Origin of the sequence: Chryseobacterium piperi (assembly GCF_002285635.2) — a bacterium.
Taxonomy (GTDB): domain Bacteria; phylum Bacteroidota; class Bacteroidia; order Flavobacteriales; family Weeksellaceae; genus Chryseobacterium; species Chryseobacterium piperi.
In genome coordinates, this window is sequence record NZ_CP023049.2 from 121,641 (window position 1) to 139,312 (window position 17,672).

General features: G+C 34.6%; 14 protein-coding genes. 5 read left to right on the forward strand and 9 right to left on the reverse strand.

What is annotated here, in order from left to right:
• Nucleotides 1-48 precede the first annotated feature (48 nt).
• On the reverse strand, nucleotides 49-3,933 hold the full coding sequence (gene porU / locus CJF12_RS00580) for a type IX secretion system sortase PorU (protein ID WP_034682425.1): 3,885 nt from the start codon (nucleotides 3,931-3,933) through the stop codon (nucleotides 49-51).
• A gap of 164 nt (nucleotides 3,934-4,097) precedes the next feature.
• On the opposite strand from porU, the gene gldJ reads away from it, so the two are divergent.
• Both gldJ and CJF12_RS00590 read left to right on the forward strand, forming a co-directional pair.
• The gene (gldJ, locus tag CJF12_RS00585; RefSeq protein WP_034682424.1) at nucleotides 4,098-5,699 is read left to right on the forward strand and encodes a gliding motility lipoprotein GldJ; all 1,602 of its coding nucleotides are present in this window, start codon (nucleotides 4,098-4,100) and stop codon (nucleotides 5,697-5,699) included.
• Between the two features lie 67 nt (nucleotides 5,700-5,766).
• Complete coding sequence (locus CJF12_RS00590) at nucleotides 5,767-7,038, forward strand: UDP-N-acetylmuramoyl-tripeptide--D-alanyl-D-alanine ligase (RefSeq protein WP_034682422.1); 1,272 nt, start codon at nucleotides 5,767-5,769, stop codon at nucleotides 7,036-7,038.
• Here CJF12_RS00590 and CJF12_RS00595 read toward each other — a convergent pair.
• Nucleotides 7,031-7,642, reverse strand: coding sequence for an NUDIX hydrolase (locus CJF12_RS00595; RefSeq protein WP_034682421.1), 612 nt, complete (start codon nucleotides 7,640-7,642; stop codon nucleotides 7,031-7,033). The two genes, CJF12_RS00590 and CJF12_RS00595, sit on opposite strands and share 8 nt — an antisense overlap.
• A 1,213-nt stretch (nucleotides 7,643-8,855) precedes the next feature.
• Nucleotides 8,856-9,410 carry an acyltransferase family protein gene (locus CJF12_RS00605; RefSeq protein WP_095591027.1) on the reverse strand — a complete coding sequence of 185 codons (555 nt, stop codon included), beginning with the start codon at nucleotides 9,408-9,410 and terminating at the stop codon, nucleotides 8,856-8,858.
• Between the two features lie 396 nt (nucleotides 9,411-9,806).
• On the opposite strand from CJF12_RS00605, the gene CJF12_RS00615 reads away from it, so the two are divergent.
• Entirely contained in the window at nucleotides 9,807-10,151 is a 345-nt protein-coding gene (locus CJF12_RS00615; RefSeq protein ID WP_034682417.1) for a hypothetical protein, read from the forward strand.
• Nucleotides 10,152-10,434: 283 nt separating this feature from the next.
• Complete coding sequence (locus tag CJF12_RS00620; protein ID WP_034682416.1) at nucleotides 10,435-10,824, forward strand: hypothetical protein; 390 nt, start codon at nucleotides 10,435-10,437, stop codon at nucleotides 10,822-10,824.
• Between the two features lie 30 nt (nucleotides 10,825-10,854).
• On the opposite strand, the gene CJF12_RS00625 is transcribed toward CJF12_RS00620, so the two are convergent.
• The 6 genes from CJF12_RS00625 to CJF12_RS00650 form a co-directional block, all read right to left on the reverse strand.
• Nucleotides 10,855-11,898, reverse strand: coding sequence for an anhydro-N-acetylmuramic acid kinase (locus CJF12_RS00625; RefSeq protein ID WP_034682414.1), 1,044 nt, complete (start codon nucleotides 11,896-11,898; stop codon nucleotides 10,855-10,857).
• A gap of 10 nt (nucleotides 11,899-11,908) precedes the next feature.
• Nucleotides 11,909-12,502 (reverse strand): LPS export ABC transporter periplasmic protein LptC, encoded by a 594-nt coding sequence (gene lptC / locus CJF12_RS00630; RefSeq protein WP_034682412.1) that lies wholly within the window; start codon nucleotides 12,500-12,502, stop codon nucleotides 11,909-11,911.
• Nucleotide 12,503: 1 nt separating this feature from the next.
• Nucleotides 12,504-13,805, reverse strand: coding sequence for a hypothetical protein (locus tag CJF12_RS00635; protein WP_034682411.1), 1,302 nt, complete (start codon nucleotides 13,803-13,805; stop codon nucleotides 12,504-12,506).
• 292 nt (nucleotides 13,806-14,097) lie between these two features.
• Nucleotides 14,098-14,685 (reverse strand): aldehyde dehydrogenase family protein, encoded by a 588-nt coding sequence (locus CJF12_RS20315; protein ID WP_084675603.1) that lies wholly within the window; start codon nucleotides 14,683-14,685, stop codon nucleotides 14,098-14,100.
• Nucleotides 14,681-15,418 carry an aldehyde dehydrogenase family protein gene (locus CJF12_RS20320; protein WP_084675602.1) on the reverse strand — a complete coding sequence of 246 codons (738 nt, stop codon included), beginning with the start codon at nucleotides 15,416-15,418 and terminating at the stop codon, nucleotides 14,681-14,683. Before CJF12_RS20320 ends, CJF12_RS20315 begins: the two co-directional genes overlap by 5 nt.
• Before the next feature lie 103 nt (nucleotides 15,419-15,521).
• Nucleotides 15,522-15,950, reverse strand: coding sequence for an organic hydroperoxide resistance protein (locus CJF12_RS00650; RefSeq protein WP_034682410.1), 429 nt, complete (start codon nucleotides 15,948-15,950; stop codon nucleotides 15,522-15,524).
• A gap of 322 nt (nucleotides 15,951-16,272) precedes the next feature.
• Here CJF12_RS00650 and CJF12_RS00655 point away from each other — a divergent pair, with 322 nt between their 5' ends.
• A complete protein-coding gene (locus CJF12_RS00655) occupies nucleotides 16,273-17,391 on the forward strand; it encodes a DNA polymerase III subunit (protein WP_034682408.1) in 1,119 nt (372 codons plus the stop codon).
• Nucleotides 17,392-17,672 lie beyond the last annotated feature (281 nt).

Below are 17,672 nucleotides of genomic sequence, written 5' to 3' on the forward strand. Positions count from 1 at the left end.
ATATATTATCAGTTTTTTATTAATATTATTATTTATACTTCTTTTATTTTACTTCAAAAGTACCATTTTTTCTACAGCTGTGGCACTTCCTTTGCATTTTTCTTGATTTTGACTTTTTGCAAATATCTTAAAAATATATGTACCCTTCCCAACAGTTGACCCAAAATCGTCTCTTCCGTCCCATTCTATCGCCTGTCGCGGTGTTCTGAAGCCCTGCAGGAATGGTTCTGCAACCACTGCCTGTGATAATGTTCTTACCAGTTTTCCTGTTATCGTATAGATCTGAACATTCACATTTAATATATCATCACAATTGTGTTCAAATTGAACATATGTTTTATTAGTAAATGGATTCGGCCAGTTAAGAGGTCTGTTGATCACCAAATGCTGATCGGATTCATCCTTAACCTCAAAGTTTAACGTAGCAGAGGTAGAATTATTGTTTATATCCCAAACTTTAAATGATAATTGATGTTGGCCTATCGCTAAATTCCTGAAAGGATAGGTTACATTCCCTTTTTGGTAATCCGCAAGACTTGGATTCAAACATCCGTTTCCTTCCCCGGAAGCATAAAAATCATTTAATACAATGGTATTAATAATCTGTCCGTCCAAATATACAGTAATATCGTGACCGATACCAGATCCGGTGGAATTTATTCCTGTATCATCAGTAACACAAGCCAACAGCATTGGATTCTGATTGGTAATTCCTCCGTCGGCGAAATTGGTATTATTCATGTAAAGCTTCACTTTTGGAGGTTCATTATCATTAATCCCATTAGGATTAATATCACCAACCCTCACAAGCTGATTATTAAATACGTCTGTTGATTTATTATCAGCATATCCTAATATCCTTCCTTCACCCACAGCATAATTAATATCTTTAGGTACATAGAACTCTACGGTGAAGACGCCGTTTACTGCAGTTCCGGAAGCTTTTACAATGGCACTTCCTTCCTCTGTATAATTAAGAATAGGAGTGAGGTTCCCATCGTTATTTAATGTTTTCTTATTTAATCTCTTATCAAAAATATTAATCACAACTCTTCCATTGAAAGTCGTATTCACAGTTCCGTTAGGATTATTAATATGTCCTTTTACTTTAACAAAGTCAAGTCCTCTTATTAATCCGGGAACCGGTGTTTCAATATTATCGATCATTAATAGTCTTTTAGGTCTGCTAAGTTTCATGGCAGGATCACCCAGAAGGTTTACTTTTAAATGATCACTCTGAGGACCTTTCATTTTTTTTGCATTTAAATGGGCAACCCCCAGGGTTTCAAAATCGTCATTAACCAGTTTGAAAATATCCTGAGTATAAAGGTCTGTAAAATCACGTCCGTAATCCACACCGATGGCACGGCTGGAAGTAATCATTGCTGCAGGACCTCCCTGCTTCATTTTAAGGAAACGTTCACCGGCTGATAAGGTTTCAGGCTCGTCCCATAAAGTAAACTCACACGTAATGGTAGATACGAACGGGAACCGGCTGTATACATTGGAGAAATTATTGGCGTTATTGATCTCGTCGATCGTTAAGACTCTTTCCTGTGCCCAGCCACTGATTCCTCCATGTCCGAAGTAGAATAAATACATACTGTTTCCGATATCATTGGAAATAGCCTGGTTAACCTGCGGATATCTTTGTCCACCTGCGGTACTCTGAGCCTGGAAGGCATCTAAATATAATTTTCTGACATTATATTCTTTAAGGTTAGACGATCCTATCTGTTCAAAAACAGTGGATAGTGTACTGTTCATAACATCATGAAACGGGCTTCCGCCATCACGGTCATCATCTACGACAAAGTCCAGTTTCATACGCCATTCTCCAAATGGAGTAGACTGTCCCGGTAATGCATTATAATAGGCAAGAGTTTTATCAATCATGGCACCGGCTTCAGTCGCATTAGCTGCTGGAATTCTACCTACCGGCAGATCGGGTAAATTGCTTGAAAGTGCAGAAGTAGTCTGCGGTTTTGTCATTACAATATAGTCATCCGTAACATATGAAGTAATAAAGTCTGCAGACTGCTCACTCTGATAGCTGGAAACTACATTCGAATTGTTCGGAATTCTATTCTTGTAATCATATGATGCATCTCCTAAAATGAAAACATATTTTAAGCTTCCAAGGGGAGTGTTTAATTTGGTGACAAAATCTCGGATTGCAGTAAGGTCTTTGCTTCCGCTTCCAAATTCATTATAGATTTTATTAGCATCTACAATCTGTACATTATAATTGTTTTTTGTTTGATGGTAGTTGGCAAGTCTTTGTGCCTGGGACATGAGCTCAGGAACCGTAATAATAAGGTAGTCTACATTTTGTAATGCAGACAGGTTCTGATTGGCCATTCTTTCTACAAATTGAGGAGAGTAGGCTGCATCCGCCTTAAAAGCAACGAACTCGTTATTGAAATTCGGATCAGCGGTAATATATCCAAAATTAAAAGTGGTTCCGCCTGTTGATTTATTCACTCTTCTATTAGCATTGGTGATATCCGTAACGTCCCAGATTTGTTCCATCCCTGCAATATTTGCTACACTGAATCCGTAAGCAGTGTTGGTACCACTGGCAAGGGAGAAATCCCGGAAGTTCATTTGTGAACCATTATATTTAAGGTCTTCTTTATATTGTACCTCTGCATAATCAAAATAGAATGTTCCATTAGGATTGGTTGTGATGCTGGGCTTATAATTAATAGAGATCTGATTTCCACTTAAATTATTAATATCTCCGTTATAGAAAAAGTTAACATAATCTTGATCTGTCGGATTCGAAGAAGAGACTACAGGGTTTTGGGTATTAATATCAAAAGCAATGCTATTACCCTGGGACTTGTATCCGACTACTTTGGTTCTGTATTTTACAACATCTCCGCCTTGAATAGGAGAGTTGAGGCTGAAAGTAACTGTTTTATCAGTCGTAAACGGAGGTTCTTCGACCCATATTCTACCTACTTTCATTAAATTTTTTTGGTCATTATTGATGACCTGATAATTGTCAAATCGGGTAATCAATGCAGCAGGAAGGTTGGCGTCTATGGCCTGAACTCTTTTCCCTGCTCCTTTATCAAAGTTGATAAAATAATAGGAGAAGTCTTCATAGATATTTTTCACGCCTTCAGTTCTGTCATTCCTGTTATCATCTCTTTTGAATCCGTTTCCGTTTGATTTATTATAAAGGTTATATCCATTGGGTCCCTGAGCATAAAAAAGTGCATAGTCCTGATCGTTCCATATTCCGTCATCTTCGCCTACTACCTGTATGGCATTTTCCTGCAAAGCGCTGTATTTTACATCCTGATTAAATTCGGGAAGCATGATTCCCCCGTTTCCATAGATTCTGAAGTTTCTTGGATTTACCGAAGAAGGATTAATACCATTATCCCTTAAAAACTGGGAGGTAATTTTGAAGATACCGGATTTGTCCACTTTAATCTTATAAAAAGTACCCCCTGATAATGGGTTGATGTTTGTTCCTACCTTAGCCGCATTCATCATTTGGTTTGAACCGCCACCTTCAGAAATTTCAAATGAAGACAGTCTTTGAATACGTCCTTTTATATTTTTAAAAAGAGCAACATTAATACTTGCATATTGTTCTCCTTGTGCATAGTAATAAGAAACATTTTTCACTTCATGCTCGGGGACTCCATTTTTGTTTAATTCAAACAAATCCTTATTGGAAATCGTTTCCCAAATTAGATTAGAAACCTTTACCTGTTTTTCTCCTGTTTTTTGTGTGATTGTTATAAAAATGTTATTTTGGTCATAAGAAAAACCTTTATTTTTGAAACTAGGAAGATTGATTTTTGTATCGCCAAAATCCTGAATTTTGGATCCATCCCATTCGATGTTGATTTTTTGAGCGTAAAGTATTGATACAAAAGTTAATAGGAGTAAAAACGTAATTTTTTGTTTCATGTTTATTTTTGAAATTTCTAAATTACAAAATAAATGAAAATTTTATAATTAAATTGTTATACAATAAAATTAATTTGTTAACGTTGTTCAAAAAAATCAAATGTTTACTTGATTTATTGAATAATTTATTTTTTCTTTGTACTTTGAAAATATTTATATCGACTATGAAAAAACTAAAGTTGTTTTCATTAATAGCATTAAGTTCTACACTTGCATTAACCAGTTGTGGTGGATCGGGTACCAACAAAGGAGGAGGTACTAAAAAATTTATCAGCAAGACGGGTTGGAAGCCAAACGAAAAACAAGGTTGGTTTTTTGCAGGAAAGCAACAAAAACAGAAAGGTTGGCCGGGGATGGTATATGTAGAAGGTGGAACTTTTACAATGGGATTAGTGAAAGATGATGTGATGCACGATTGGAATAATTCACCTCGCAGAATGCAGGTAAGTTCTTTCTTTATCGGTGAAACAGAGATTACTAACTATGAATACCGCGAATACCTTACATGGTTGAAGTATGTATTTCCACCAAGTGATCCTAGTTTTAAGGAAATTTATAATGGTGCTGTACCAGATACCTTATTATGGGATAACAAACTATCTAGAAATGATTACAACGAGACGTATTTCCGTTCTCCAGAGTTTGATTACTATCCAGTAGTAGGAGTTTCATGGACTCAGGCAAATAGATATTGCGAATGGTTAACAGACAGAGCTAATGAAAAAGCGTTAATGTCTGCAGGAATCATCGCCAAAGATTTGTATATCAACGAATCAAACAATCAGGGTGGAAGTGCATTCAATATGGATAAATTCAAAGCGAATGATCCTGAAATGCAAGGATACATCAACGAACAAAGAATGCAGCAGAAATCTGGGTTGAAAACAACCAACCAAAGACTTCTTTCTGCTAACAGAGCTCCAAATTCAGCAATGGTTCAGAAATTCAGACTTCCTACAGAAGTAGAATGGGAATATGCAGCTCTTGGAATGGCTAAAAACAGAGAATATAACCAATATTTAGGTAAAAAACCTGAAATTGAAAGATTAAGAGGTACTAAAGGAAAAGACAGAGGAATGTTCCTTGAAAACTTCAAAATGGGTAAAGGAGATTACTCCGGAATTGCTGGTTGGAAAAATGATGGTTCTGCCAGAACTTCAGATGTAAGACAATATCCATCTAATGATCTTGGAATCTATGGAATGTACGGAAACGTGTCTGAGTGGACAGCTGATGTTTACAGACCAATTATCGATGAAGATTTCAGTGATTTCAATTACTACAGAGGAAATATGCCTCAGGCTATTGTAAGAAACGGTGACGGGACTTATAAAATGGTTGATGAAGGCAATATTAAATATGATACTTTAGCTGACGGTAGATTAGTATACAGAAACCTGCCAGGTCAGTTTGAAAGACAAACTATTGCTGATTACAGAAACTACAGAGATGGAGACAAGCAATCTTCTTTAGAATATTACAAAGAAGGAGACTCTACTGCATCTTTTGATATGTATAATTCTCCAAGACAGAGATTTATCGTAGACGCTGGTGGAAGAGTAATTTTGCAAAAAGATACGAAAGACAGAACATCTGCGATGTCTAACGATATCAGAGTAATTAAAGGAGGTTCTTGGCAAGATACAGCATATTGGCTGGATCCGGGACAAAGACGATATAAAGATCAAAACAGAGCTTATGGATGGATTGGATTCCGTGTAGCTCAGGATGCCAGAGTGGCTGACAAGAGTAGAACTAGAAGATAAATATTTATCAAAAAAATAATTTCAAAAAACCTTCCAAAATACTGGAAGGTTTTTTTATTTTTGAACTATGAATATAGAACAGTTTTATCCTTTGTTTTTGCAGTCCAATAACGTTACGATTGACAGCAGAAAAATTGAAAAGAATGATATTTTCTTCGCTTTTTCAGGAGAGAATTTCAATGCAGCAATCGTAGCAGAAAAAGCAATTTCCGATGGGGCTCTGGCTGTCATTGTAGAGCAGCGGGATTTTGAGAATAGAGATAAAAACATTTTCTATGTTCATTCTACATTAGAATTTTTACAAGACCTTGCCATATATCACAGGGATCAGTTAAGTATTCCGATTCTTGGACTTACAGGAAGCAATGGAAAGACGACGACAAAGGAGTTGATTCACGCTGTTCTTTCCGAAAAATACAATGTTCAGTATACCCATGGTAATCTGAATAATCATATCGGGGTTCCTCTAACGATTTTATTGATCAGATCTCAACATGAGATGGCTGTCATTGAAATGGGAGCGAATCATCAAAAGGAAATTGAATTGCTATGCTCGATCTCAAAACCTGATTACGGTTATATTACCAATTTCGGGAAAGCGCATCTTGAAGGCTTCGGAGGTTTTGAAGGGGTTATCAAAGGAAAGTCTGAATTGTATGATTATTTAAAAGCGTCTCATAAAACAATACTGGTTAATGAGAATGATGAAATCCAGATGGACAAGACCGAAAATTATGAGCCGAAAATTACTTTTGGGAGAACTGATTCAGATTATTATTTTGAAGCATTTTCTGAGAACCACTGTGTAGGATTATCATATAAAAGCACAAAAGCCTTATCAAAACTGACAGGTAATTATAACTTCACAAATCTTTGTGCAGCAGTAAGTCTGGGACTTCATTTCGGAATTGATATTGAAAAAATAAAACATGCCATTGAGAGCTATACTCCAACTAATATGCGTTCTCAGATCGTAAAAAAAGAAGGAAAAACACTGGTTCTGGATACATACAATGCCAATCCAAGTTCGATGATGGCTTCATTACATAATTTCGTAACTTTTGAAGGCCGTAAAACGATTATTATAGGGGATATGCTTGAGTTGGGTACTGAGAGTGAAGCCGAGCATCAGAATATTTTAAAACTGGCCCTTGATTTAGGATTTGATGAAATTATAACCGTAGGAGGGAGTTTTAAAAAGATCAACTCTTCAACCCTTGCTTTTGAGAATACCCAGGAGCTAATAGAATACTTAAAACTGAATGCTATTCAATCTGATCATATTCTATTAAAAGCTTCAAGAGGCATTTCTTTAGAAAAGGCAGTAGACTTTATTTAGTCTTCCTTTCTCTGAATTCATTAACGATCAGCTGGATATTTTTGAAAGTGTTTGGAAAAACTTCATTTTCTATTTGAGAGTCGTTTTTCCAGGCAACTTCTGTGATACCTTCTTCAATCTGAGGTGTTGATGTATCTTCACCGTCGAAGCTCATTTCAAACCAGTGTGTGCATTTCAGGATCTTATCACCGTTTCTTTCTACATAAATATGATAAGTCGTATTGATGAAATCCAACAGTTCAACATCTTTCAGCCCTGTTTCTTCTTCAATCTCCCTGACAGCAGATTCCTCTCTGGATTCTCCTTTTTCCATTTTACCCTTGGGAAGATCCCACTTTCCAAGTCTTTTGATGAAAAGTATTTCTCCGTTCTTATTATTGACTAGTCCGCCAGCCGCTTCAATAATCCTGAAAAGACCTTTAAACTCACTCCAGATTGTATCAATATCATCTCCAAATACATTCAATTCTTTTACAGATGTATTTTCCAAAAGATCTAATGCAATTTCGAAAGTAGTAAAGTTTTCGTACTTAACGTTTTTTTCCAGGTTTTCGGTCTGTTTAGACAGTAATAATTTTTTTTCGTTCACAAAAACTTTATACATTTTGCGGATCTTTAATATTAGTTGATTATCAATTGGTTATGGGATTGAAAAACACGAAAAATCGAAGTTTTTACTATGTTTTTTACTACAATTATAACGCAAATATAAAAATTTAGAAACAAAAATAAACCTTAGTATAGGGCTTTTATTTACCAGTTGTCATCTGTTTATGTGTATTTCGTCACATCAAATAACTGTACAAAAGAATAATTTATTATCCGGGAAGGTGTTTACAAATATATTTCTGGGAGATTTGAAGAAATTCTAAAATCTGTGCAAGCGAAAGATTTACAAACGAAACCATGGGTCTTTTAACTCCTAAAAGAAGTAGTGGAGTTTTTACTTATATCTGGAATATATCAATGAATGGTTTTAAGTATGGAATGGATGTACAGGAACACAAAGACGGAGATTAAATCATTCTATCGAGTTGCGCAAACAGGATTGTGGATTAGAAAATCTGACCATGTGAGTTATATTTAAAGAGTACGTGCACAAAGATCTATATATCCTGTAAAAATTGAGGGTAATCATATCTTTGAGATAGTAGAATATGCAGGATCTGGACAAACAATCCTTACGTTTGGCAGAATACCATTTAAGAACTTGATGATCCTAATAATTTGGGAATAGTTGATACTTTCAGAATTACGTAAGATTGACAGGTGAGGGTATTCCAGATTAGGATTTTTTATCTCGCATCTTCATAAATGGTGTTTCAACAAATTTATACATTAATGTTGCTGCTAGGTAGCTCAAAATCCAAAATAAAAAAAACTTTAACCACATGTTAATTTTCAATGGAGCTAAAATACTGTAAGAAATTACAGATAGATTAATAAGGTATAACGAGTAAGATATTAAGCTTGTTTTGACGATGAAGTTTCCAAGTAATGATTTTGGTTGTTTTAAAAAGTAAAGCTTTGGTAGTAGTAGCAAAATTGAAAAAGGCATTACCACAAAATAAAACACGCAAATGTAAATACTATAGTTTAAAAGGTAGTCTCCATAAATCTTATTACTTATGAAAATTATCAAGCCAACTATAAAAAAGCTATTCTTATACTTTATGAAATAGTCTTTTTTGAACGTGTAAAACCAAGCCCCCATAACTCCTATTAATAAACTATCAAGACGAGTTATTACTGGAGATCTAAATCTGTTGTCCCAGTCTGTAATATTTAATGGTGGATAGTTTTTAAAAAAGTATAACCTAACAAGTAAAGAGCATATTAGAACTAAAAAAAAATAATAATAAGATTTTTTTAATAGATAATTTAGAAAGAAAATAAATGAAAAAGCAACCAATTGGTAGAATTAAATAAAACCATTCTTCAATTGATAAAGACCATGATTCTGAAAAAAAATAATTATTTCTCAAGGTTATATTCTGAATGAAAATAAATGTTTTAGCAACATGATTAAAATCTATTCCCTTCGATAAAATAAAATTTAATAATAATATTAAAAGAATGGTAAAATAATAAGCAGGTAATGTTCTCCACCAACGTCTTTTCCAAAAATGAAACATTTTTTTAAGATTAAATCCTTCTTCAAAATCTCTTATAAAAATACGACCGATTAGAAACCCAGATAGAACGAAAAATATTAAAACCCCATCGAAAATAAACTTATGAATAAAGATATATTTTTCGGGCAAAACAGAAATAGAATGACTTATAAGAACTGTAAAAATCGCAATAAAACGGAGGAGATCAAGACCAAAATTACGGCTTTCGGGAACTTGGATTTTAAATAAGTTTTTCATCTGTTAATAAAATACAGTGCGAAAATAAAGAAAATTATATGAAAACAATTAATTCTATATTACAATTGATGGGATTTATAAACCCTCCCGATTTTTTAGGAAAATATCATCCTCTTTTTGGGAGCATTTTGCTGGCTCACTTACCTTCTGGATTTTCTCCGGGTTTATTGAGACTCATAGTAGCATTTCGATGTTGCTATGGATATTCTTTGCTGTCGCAACCGTTTTTGATTTGTTGGCAGAACTTTACGCTAATCTTATATTCCTGAACGGAAAATTTAAAATTAATAGGTTCTTCAGAGTGATATTTAAGCCTTTCGTGATGTTTACGGTAATCTTCTTAACAAATACTTTTAAAAGAGGTTTAAAGAGACCTCTACTATCACTCCGGAATGGATGAAAGATATGGCAGTGGGAACTGTACCTACTATTCATTATTTTTTTGTGCTGACAATAGGGATTTTTATTCTTTTAAGTATTGCCGAAAATATGGCAAAGATGAAAATAAAAGCTGCGATAACTCTTACGAAGATTTTAAACATGCAAAATTTAAAAAAAATGAAAAATTCAATGATGAAACAGATACTAATAATATTCCTTAGTTTCTTTATAATACTTGGATGCAGAGCTAAGAAATTGGAAACAATAAATTTTCTGAAAATATACAGGTATTTAAAAGTATTCAAGCGGAAAAAAAAATCAGAAATAGAAGAGAAGCAAACATCATTTCTTTCTGGATAATATTCTGCAGGGATTCAGCTTTTAATATTCTATCTTCAAAAGTTTGTTCAGAATTGATGCCTTTGTAGATTTTTTTTATAATTTTGCTATTGTGGTAAATATATATGTACTATTTTTGATTTAGATTTTTGATGAAAATATGCGTACTTAAAAGTCTTTCATTTTGCTATGGGATTTTTACTACATTAAACTTAGTGGTTTTATAAATAATTAATAATAAGCGTGTTATAAAGGTAGTAAAAAACTTTATACATTTGTAAGAATTTAAATACAAAAATAAAAAATGAATTTAGAAGGACGAAAAATTATTGTCAATAAATCATCTAAAGAGTTAGCAGACTTACTAAAAACGTCTGAGAACTATAAAGAATTTATGCCGGACGGACTTCAAAAGTTTGAAAGCAGAGAAGATGGATTTAAATTCGGGTTACAAGGAATGCCGGAAATTGCTTTAAAAATAGATGAAGTTACAGATCAGAAAGCTGTTTTAAAATCGGCAAGTTCAAGTCTGGATTTTTCATTAACAGCAACTTTAAACCCTGTCAGCGAAAACCAGACGGAGGTACAGATGCTTTTTGAAGGAAAATTTAATCCATTTATAAAGATGATGGTAGAAAAGCCTCTACAGAATTTTATCAATGCCTTAACGGATAAAATAGAAGCTTATAAATAATAAACGAAACCTTCAGATCTGAAGGTTTTTTTATGCCATAATTCCGGAGCTATGGTCTTTATAACTTCCCGTAGCAGACGAAAGCACATTGACTTCGTTGTTGAGCTTTAGGATGCCTATAAAAGCAAAAATAAGAGCTTCCTTATAATCTATGATCTGTTTTTCAGGAATAATAATTTCAGCCTTGGTTTTGGCTTTTATCTTGTCGATAAGATAAGTGTTATAAGTTCCGCCTCCTGTGAAAAGAATATTTTTAAAATGATTTTCATTGATGACTCTGGAAATTTGCTGGGCAATGTGCTCAGTAAATGTGGCTAAAAGGTCAAGTGTTTCAACATTTTCAAACGAGGGGAATATATTTTCATGGCACCATTCAACACCTAAAGATTTGGGATGGGGCTGTCTGTAAAAATGCAGTGAACTAAGCTTGCTGAGTAAGTCTTCGTGTATTTTACCTTTTCTAGCCAAGATTCCCTCATGGTCATAATCCATACCGAAGGGCTGAGCCAGTTTATTCAGGATAATATTGACAGGAACGATGTCAAATGCTATTCTTTTACTCTCTGTTTTAAAAGAGATATTGGAGAATCCTCCCAGATTGAGACAGGCATCATACTGAGAAAAAAGATATTCGTCACCGATAGGAACCAGTGGAGCTCCATTTCCGCCCATGATTATATCCTGCGTTCTGAAATCATAAATAACAGGTATTCCTGTTTCAGATTTAATGGCTCTTCCGTCTCCGATCTGAAGGCTAAATTTTTTTTGAGGCTGATGAAAGACTGTGTGACCATGAGAGGCAATGACATCAATGTTCTTTAAATGATGAGTGGTCATGAAATCATGTACCAGCTTCCCGAGATAAAAGCCATATTCAACATTGAGCTCTAATAATTCTTCCGCAGAAAGGTAAATAGAATTTCTGAGTTTTTCTTCCCAACTTTTAGGATAAGGAATCGTTTCTGCTTTGATAATTTGAAAATCCCAGGCTTCCTGTTTTTCAAACCTTACAAAACAGATATCTAGACCGTCTAAGCTGGTGCCTGACATTAAACCCAGAGCATGTAGAATCATCGAATGAGAATTATCTTTTAGATTCGGTTAATTGTTTAGTTGTGAAATCCCCGGAACTATTAAAGAAAGTATATTCGGAGAAATCATCTTTGGCTGTCATTCCATTAGCTCCTACAAGCGTGGAGCCATCTTCCATGGTTACATATACTGTATCTTTGGTATAGATACGGTTCTTCCGTTGATCCCAATAGATACTTTGCATGGCAAATCTCTGGCCTTCATTGGTCGTTATTCTTACATTACCTTTCGCTTCATAGAATTTTTTATATTCGAAAATTCGGGCATATTTGGCGGTAAGTTTTCCAGGAACTTTAGGTTTTTTCTTATCAAAAAACTGGATGTCTATTCCTTTTTTTGCTACCACGTATGGACTGTCTATCAATTCGTATTTTTCGATGATAGGAGCAATTGCTTTTAAGGTAATAAACCCTGAATCCCTCTGAACAATATGGGCATTATTGATAATTTGTGAAGGAAAATTTTTGCTTTGATTCCCGTTTCTTTTTGTAAGATCCTCTTCACAGGATGTGAGTATAAAAAATATAGCACAACTAAAAAGGCATGCTATATATTTTTTATGTGATATGTTCTTGATCAGCTTCATTCTAGTTATACAGACTCTTTCTGAACCACTTGTCAGCAAAATTAAATCCGACACGAAGGTTAATGAAATTCTGATTGATCAGGTTGTTTTTAAGAGTTCCTCGTTTCCCAAGCTCAAGTCCAAGCTCGAGTCCGCTCATTCTCGTTATACTGCTGTTTTTGAATGGAAGCAATACTCCGGCAGAAATACCGAATTTGTTAATGCTGTTATTGGCAATTTTTAAACCACCTCTTTCATAGAAAGCTCCATAACGGTAAACTACTCTTGAGAAATAGCTTCTGAAGTTATTGTAGTTAGGCAAATACCAACCTCCGGCAGATATTCTATAGGTATCCTGAAAATCGAAAGTCTTTCCGAAATAAGAAATGTTTTCTCCTTTTTTATAATCTAACTGGGTTGATAAGAACCATTGGTTTTCACTTCCGTATCCTACCCCCAATGATGCCTGCATAGGCAATAAGTTTTTTGAACTGGTACTCTTTTGCTCAATGATTGTTTCATAAGCTTTGGTATCCACTCCTGAATAAAAGTAAGTACTGTTTGTGTAGTCAGTGTTCATATTACTGGTATTCCCGAAAGTAGCAGTTGCACCAATAGTCAGCTTTCTGTCACTACGCGTATTCAAATGCTGGTAGCTTGTTCCTAATGTAAAGTTAAAGTTTCTGATGCTGTTTTTGGTTTCATACCCATTGATCAGCTCCGAGCTTGGTGCTGAAGGATCAGAAGACGGTAAGTTTGTAAGTTCATTAAGATCAGAAAGATTTCCAAAATAATAGTTAGCTCTTAAACCTAATGCGAATTCATTACTTACCTTATAGGATACTGCTACCTGAGCTGTATTTAAAGTACCACTGCCTTTAAAGCGGTTCGTAAATAGGGTTCCGTCTTTACTCGTTTGAGTGTTGACAATATCATAACTCTTTGAGCTGTAAGGCTGGTATGATAATCCCATCTTTATTTTAGAAGAGATAGGAAATGCTAACGATATATTGGATAAATACGTAGAATGTTTCGTAGACTTCGTATTGTTATAATTCGTTTTGAAATAGTTGTTTTCGTTGGTTGCTTCAAGCTTTATACTTGTAAGTTCAAAGTTCGTATTGTTTGCCGGGTTTGCAAAATTGAAATTACTGGTGAAATCACTAATAAAAGCTGTAGAAATACCACCCATTGAAGCTGTTTCAATCGTATTATCATATTTTACATCTCCGATTCCGTAAGTTGCATATGGTGAATTACTTAAATTCTGTGCATTAAGGAAATACCCAACAGAAATGAATGATAGTACAAAGATTTTTTTCATTCTTTATTTTTAAAATAATGCGCAAATATCTTAAATATTAATGAACTGTAAAAATTTCAAGAGGTTAAAGTTTGTTAAGGGGGCGCATCTTTGAGCCTAAACTGAACTTTTTAGTTATAAAAATTAATAAAAAAGAAGAAACTTACTTTTTTGCCGATATTTTATGAATCGGATTCACAATATTCACTCATATCAGTTGATGATATGATGTGAGATTCAAGTCGTTTTTATCAACTCTTTTTGATATGAAATAAAGAGCCTGCTGCAATCTTTGCAGCAGGCTCTAATTATTTTATTTTACCTGGAGAACAGATCTGCTATGACTGAAAGCATCAAAGCTGAATTTTCCATGATATTTCCCCATTCCTGATGTTCCGACTCCTCCAAAAGGTAAATAGTGAGAGCCTACGTGAATGATCGTACTGTTGATTTCAGCATCACCGCTGGTAGTTCGGTTCAAAACATCATCAGCAAATGCCTGGCTTTCGGAAAAGACATACAATGCTAATGGTTTGGGACGGTTATTGATTTCTTCCAAAGCATCATCAATATCCGTGTACGTCAGGATAGGTAATATAGGTCCGAAGATTTCCTGCTGCATAACCTGGTCATCCCACGTTACATGATCCATTAAAGTAGCTTCAAAATAACGCTTGGCCATATCGTATTGTCCTCCATAAATTACCTTTTCCGGGGCTGCTTCTAAATAGCTTGCCAGGTGTTTGATTTGTCCGGGATTGACAATTTTTCCGATTTTTCCAAGTGACCCGTTAGGATAAGTAGTCTTCAAATAGGCTATAAATTTGCTGATGAAAGCTTCTTTTACCGATTCATGGATATAAATATAATCCGGAGCTACACAAGTTTGTCCGCAGTTAATCCACTTTTCCGTAAGATATTCTTTCTACTGCTTTATCAAGATCTGCATCTTTATGGACAATGGTTGGAGATTTACCACCTAATTCCAAGGTAAGGGGGATCAATTGCTCAGCTGCAGCTTTCATAACTATTTTTCCTACATTCGGGCTTCCTGTAAAAAATATATAATCAAAAGGGAGGCTGAGTAAGAGAGTGTTTTCTTCTATAGCACCCTGAAATACCTTTACATAAGCTTCATCAAAAGCTTCATAAACAATATTCTCAATTACTTTTGCTACATGAGGCGTGTTTTCAGAAGGTTTAATAATAGCTGTATTTCCTGAGATCAATGCGCCGATCAGAGGACTAAATGTCAACTGAACAGGGTAGTTGAAAGGGCCTATGATATAATTGACACCATAGGGTTCATAGATTATTTTGCTGATAACTTTTGCTCCTGACGGATGTGGTTTTGATTCCACCAGCGTAGGTTTTGCCCATTCGTCAATATTCTCAAGAAGATAATCCAGTTCACTCAGGACAATTTGTATTTCTACATATTCGGCTTCTTTTCGGCTTTTACCCAGATCGATGTCTAAAGCTTCGCAAAGAGCATCCGTATGGGATACAAATACTTCACGGAATTTACGCAACTGCATTTTTCTGAAGTCAATCTCTTTCGTCTGATTCGTTTTGAAAAATGCTTTTTGCTTTTCAAATACCGTTTTGATGTTTTGTTGTGATTCTGGTGTCATTTTTTGGTTGTTATATTAGATCTTAGCCTTAAACCTCTGTAGGGATTTTTATCTAAAATATTGATTTTTAATGAATATCAGTCAATGTATTTCAGGATTGGCCTTAAGATTCCGTATTGCTTACGGTCAGCTTTACTTCCATATTTCCTCTGGTTGCATTAGAATATGGACAAATTTGATGTGCTTTTTCTACCAAAGTATTGGCTTCTTCTATACTTACCCCTGGTACATTAGCATGCAGCTCTGCTGCAAGACCGAAGCCACCATTGTCCAGCTGCCCAATACTTACTTTAGCTGTAACGGAAGTTTCGCCGGTTTTAATTTTACTTTGTTTAATTACCAAATTCAATGCGCTGTCGAAACAAGCAGAATATCCTGCTGCAAAAAGCATTTCAGGATTGGCATAGTCATCATTGGATCCGCCTAATCCTTTGGGCATCCTTACCTCAAGGCTCAACACCCCGTTTTCACTTTCTACATGTCCGTTTCTTCCACCTGTGGCTGTAGCGCCGATACTATACAATGTTTTCATAATGCGTGTATTTGTTTAATAAAATTGTGTTGCAAATGTATTGTTAAAAATTAAATTGCACACAATTTAATTTTAGTATTCTTCAAAATAGGTTATTGATGTAGACTATGATTGATTAAGATAGTGATTTTTTTAAAACTATCTGAGCTGATTAACGAATACTAAGTATAAAGAATTTTTTCTGAAGACAGTACAGTCATAGGTTTTAAAACCTAAGATGTTTTATTCACAATTACTTTTTACTTAGTATTGGTATGCGAGTTTTATCATTTTTATATAAGAAAACAGCAAAATTTAATTAATTTTGCTGTTTTCTTATTATATGAATTGGGAGAACATTGCCGGACAAGAGAACCTGAAAAAACTTCTTAGAGACAGTATTGCTGAAAATAGAGTCAGCCATGCCCAGCTTTTCATCGGAAAAGAAGGATATGGAACCTTGCCCATGGCTTTAGCTTATGCCAAAGAAATTTTGCAGAAGGAAAATGAGCATGCCGCTTCGAAAGTAGAGCATTTAAACCATCTGGACTTACACTTCAGTTTTCCGGTTTATACGGACAATAAAAACTCTTTGAGTAAAAATAAATTTGAAGAATTCAGGGAGATGATTATCTCTTCCCCTTATGCAAGCTATGATGACTGGACGGCTTTCTTAGATTCTGAAAATAAGCAGCTTTTTATTTCTGCCGATGAAGTGGATGATCAAAACCAGAAATTCTCTCTTAAAAGTTTTGAAGGAGGAACTAAAATTCTGATTGTCTGGAGAGCTGATAAAATGAATATTGCAGCATCTAATAAATTCCTGAAATTTTTAGAAGAACCTCCGGCGAAAACGATTATTCTTCTCACTGCAGAAACGACAGATGATATTTTGCCTACCATACTTTCCAGAACACAGATGGTAGAGGTTCCAAGAATTAATGATACCGATGTCCAGGAGTACCTGATGAAGAATTTTTCTGTTTCGGAAGATCAGTGCAGAGAAATTGTTCATGAAGCTCAAGGCGATCTTAATGATGCCATTAAGCTGTTAAATTCCGGAAATAAAAACGAAGAATTTGAAAGGCTTTTTATCCAATGGGTAAGGGATGCATTCCAGGTAAAAAAGAGACCCGAATTCCTTAAAAATATTATTCTTTGGGCAAGAGAGATTGCAGGCTGGAACAGAGAAAAGCAAAAAAACTTTCTCAACTATTGTTCTGAAATATTCAGACTAGCATTACTTCAGAATTACCAATCAGAAAGTTTGGTTTATAAAAAGATTGATGCCAATGGCTTTAACTGGGTAGGGTTTTCTAAATTTATCAGCGGGGCCAATATTGAAAGTATTCTGGAAGAAATCAGCACAGCTGATTTACACTTAACCCGAAATGGGAATCCTAAGATTATCTGGACCGATTTAGGAATTAAACTGTCAAGATTTATTCATAAGACAACATAGTACACAGATAACATATTTTGGTCAGGTTTCAACACCAGGACAAATGATACCATACAAAAAGACTCCGATATTTCGGGGTCTTTTTTATTGTATTATGGACCTGTCTGGAAGCTATTTGTAAATATTTTTCGTTGATTGTAGTTTTTATCCTGAAAAATATTTTTAATGCTTTAAAAATTTGAAATGACTGAATTTTGATTAAATAAAATTAACTAATAAATTAAAGTAGGTTTAATTTTAAAATCGATTAATCAAATTTAATATTTTTATTTAGCTAAAAT

Coding starts and splice junctions, on each gene's coding strand:
- porU (WP_034682425.1), bottom strand. CDS start 3,933: ATGAAACAAAAAATTACGTTTTTACTCCTATTAACTTTTGTATCAATA.
- gldJ (WP_034682424.1), top strand. CDS start 4,098: ATGAAAAAACTAAAGTTGTTTTCATTAATAGCATTAAGTTCTACACTT.
- CJF12_RS00590 (WP_034682422.1), top strand. CDS start 5,767: ATGAATATAGAACAGTTTTATCCTTTGTTTTTGCAGTCCAATAACGTT.
- CJF12_RS00595 (WP_034682421.1), bottom strand. CDS start 7,642: ATGTATAAAGTTTTTGTGAACGAAAAAAAATTATTACTGTCTAAACAG.
- CJF12_RS00605 (WP_095591027.1), bottom strand. CDS start 9,410: ATGAAAAACTTATTTAAAATCCAAGTTCCCGAAAGCCGTAATTTTGGT.
- CJF12_RS00615 (WP_034682417.1), top strand. CDS start 9,807: ATGAAAGATATGGCAGTGGGAACTGTACCTACTATTCATTATTTTTTT.
- CJF12_RS00620 (WP_034682416.1), top strand. CDS start 10,435: ATGAATTTAGAAGGACGAAAAATTATTGTCAATAAATCATCTAAAGAG.
- CJF12_RS00625 (WP_034682414.1), bottom strand. CDS start 11,898: ATGATTCTACATGCTCTGGGTTTAATGTCAGGCACCAGCTTAGACGGT.
- lptC (WP_034682412.1), bottom strand. CDS start 12,502: ATGAAGCTGATCAAGAACATATCACATAAAAAATATATAGCATGCCTT.
- CJF12_RS00635 (WP_034682411.1), bottom strand. CDS start 13,805: ATGAAAAAAATCTTTGTACTATCATTCATTTCTGTTGGGTATTTCCTT.
- CJF12_RS20320 (WP_084675602.1), bottom strand. CDS start 15,418: ATGACACCAGAATCACAACAAAACATCAAAACGGTATTTGAAAAGCAA.
- CJF12_RS00650 (WP_034682410.1), bottom strand. CDS start 15,950: ATGAAAACATTGTATAGTATCGGCGCTACAGCCACAGGTGGAAGAAAC.
- CJF12_RS00655 (WP_034682408.1), top strand. CDS start 16,273: ATGAATTGGGAGAACATTGCCGGACAAGAGAACCTGAAAAAACTTCTT.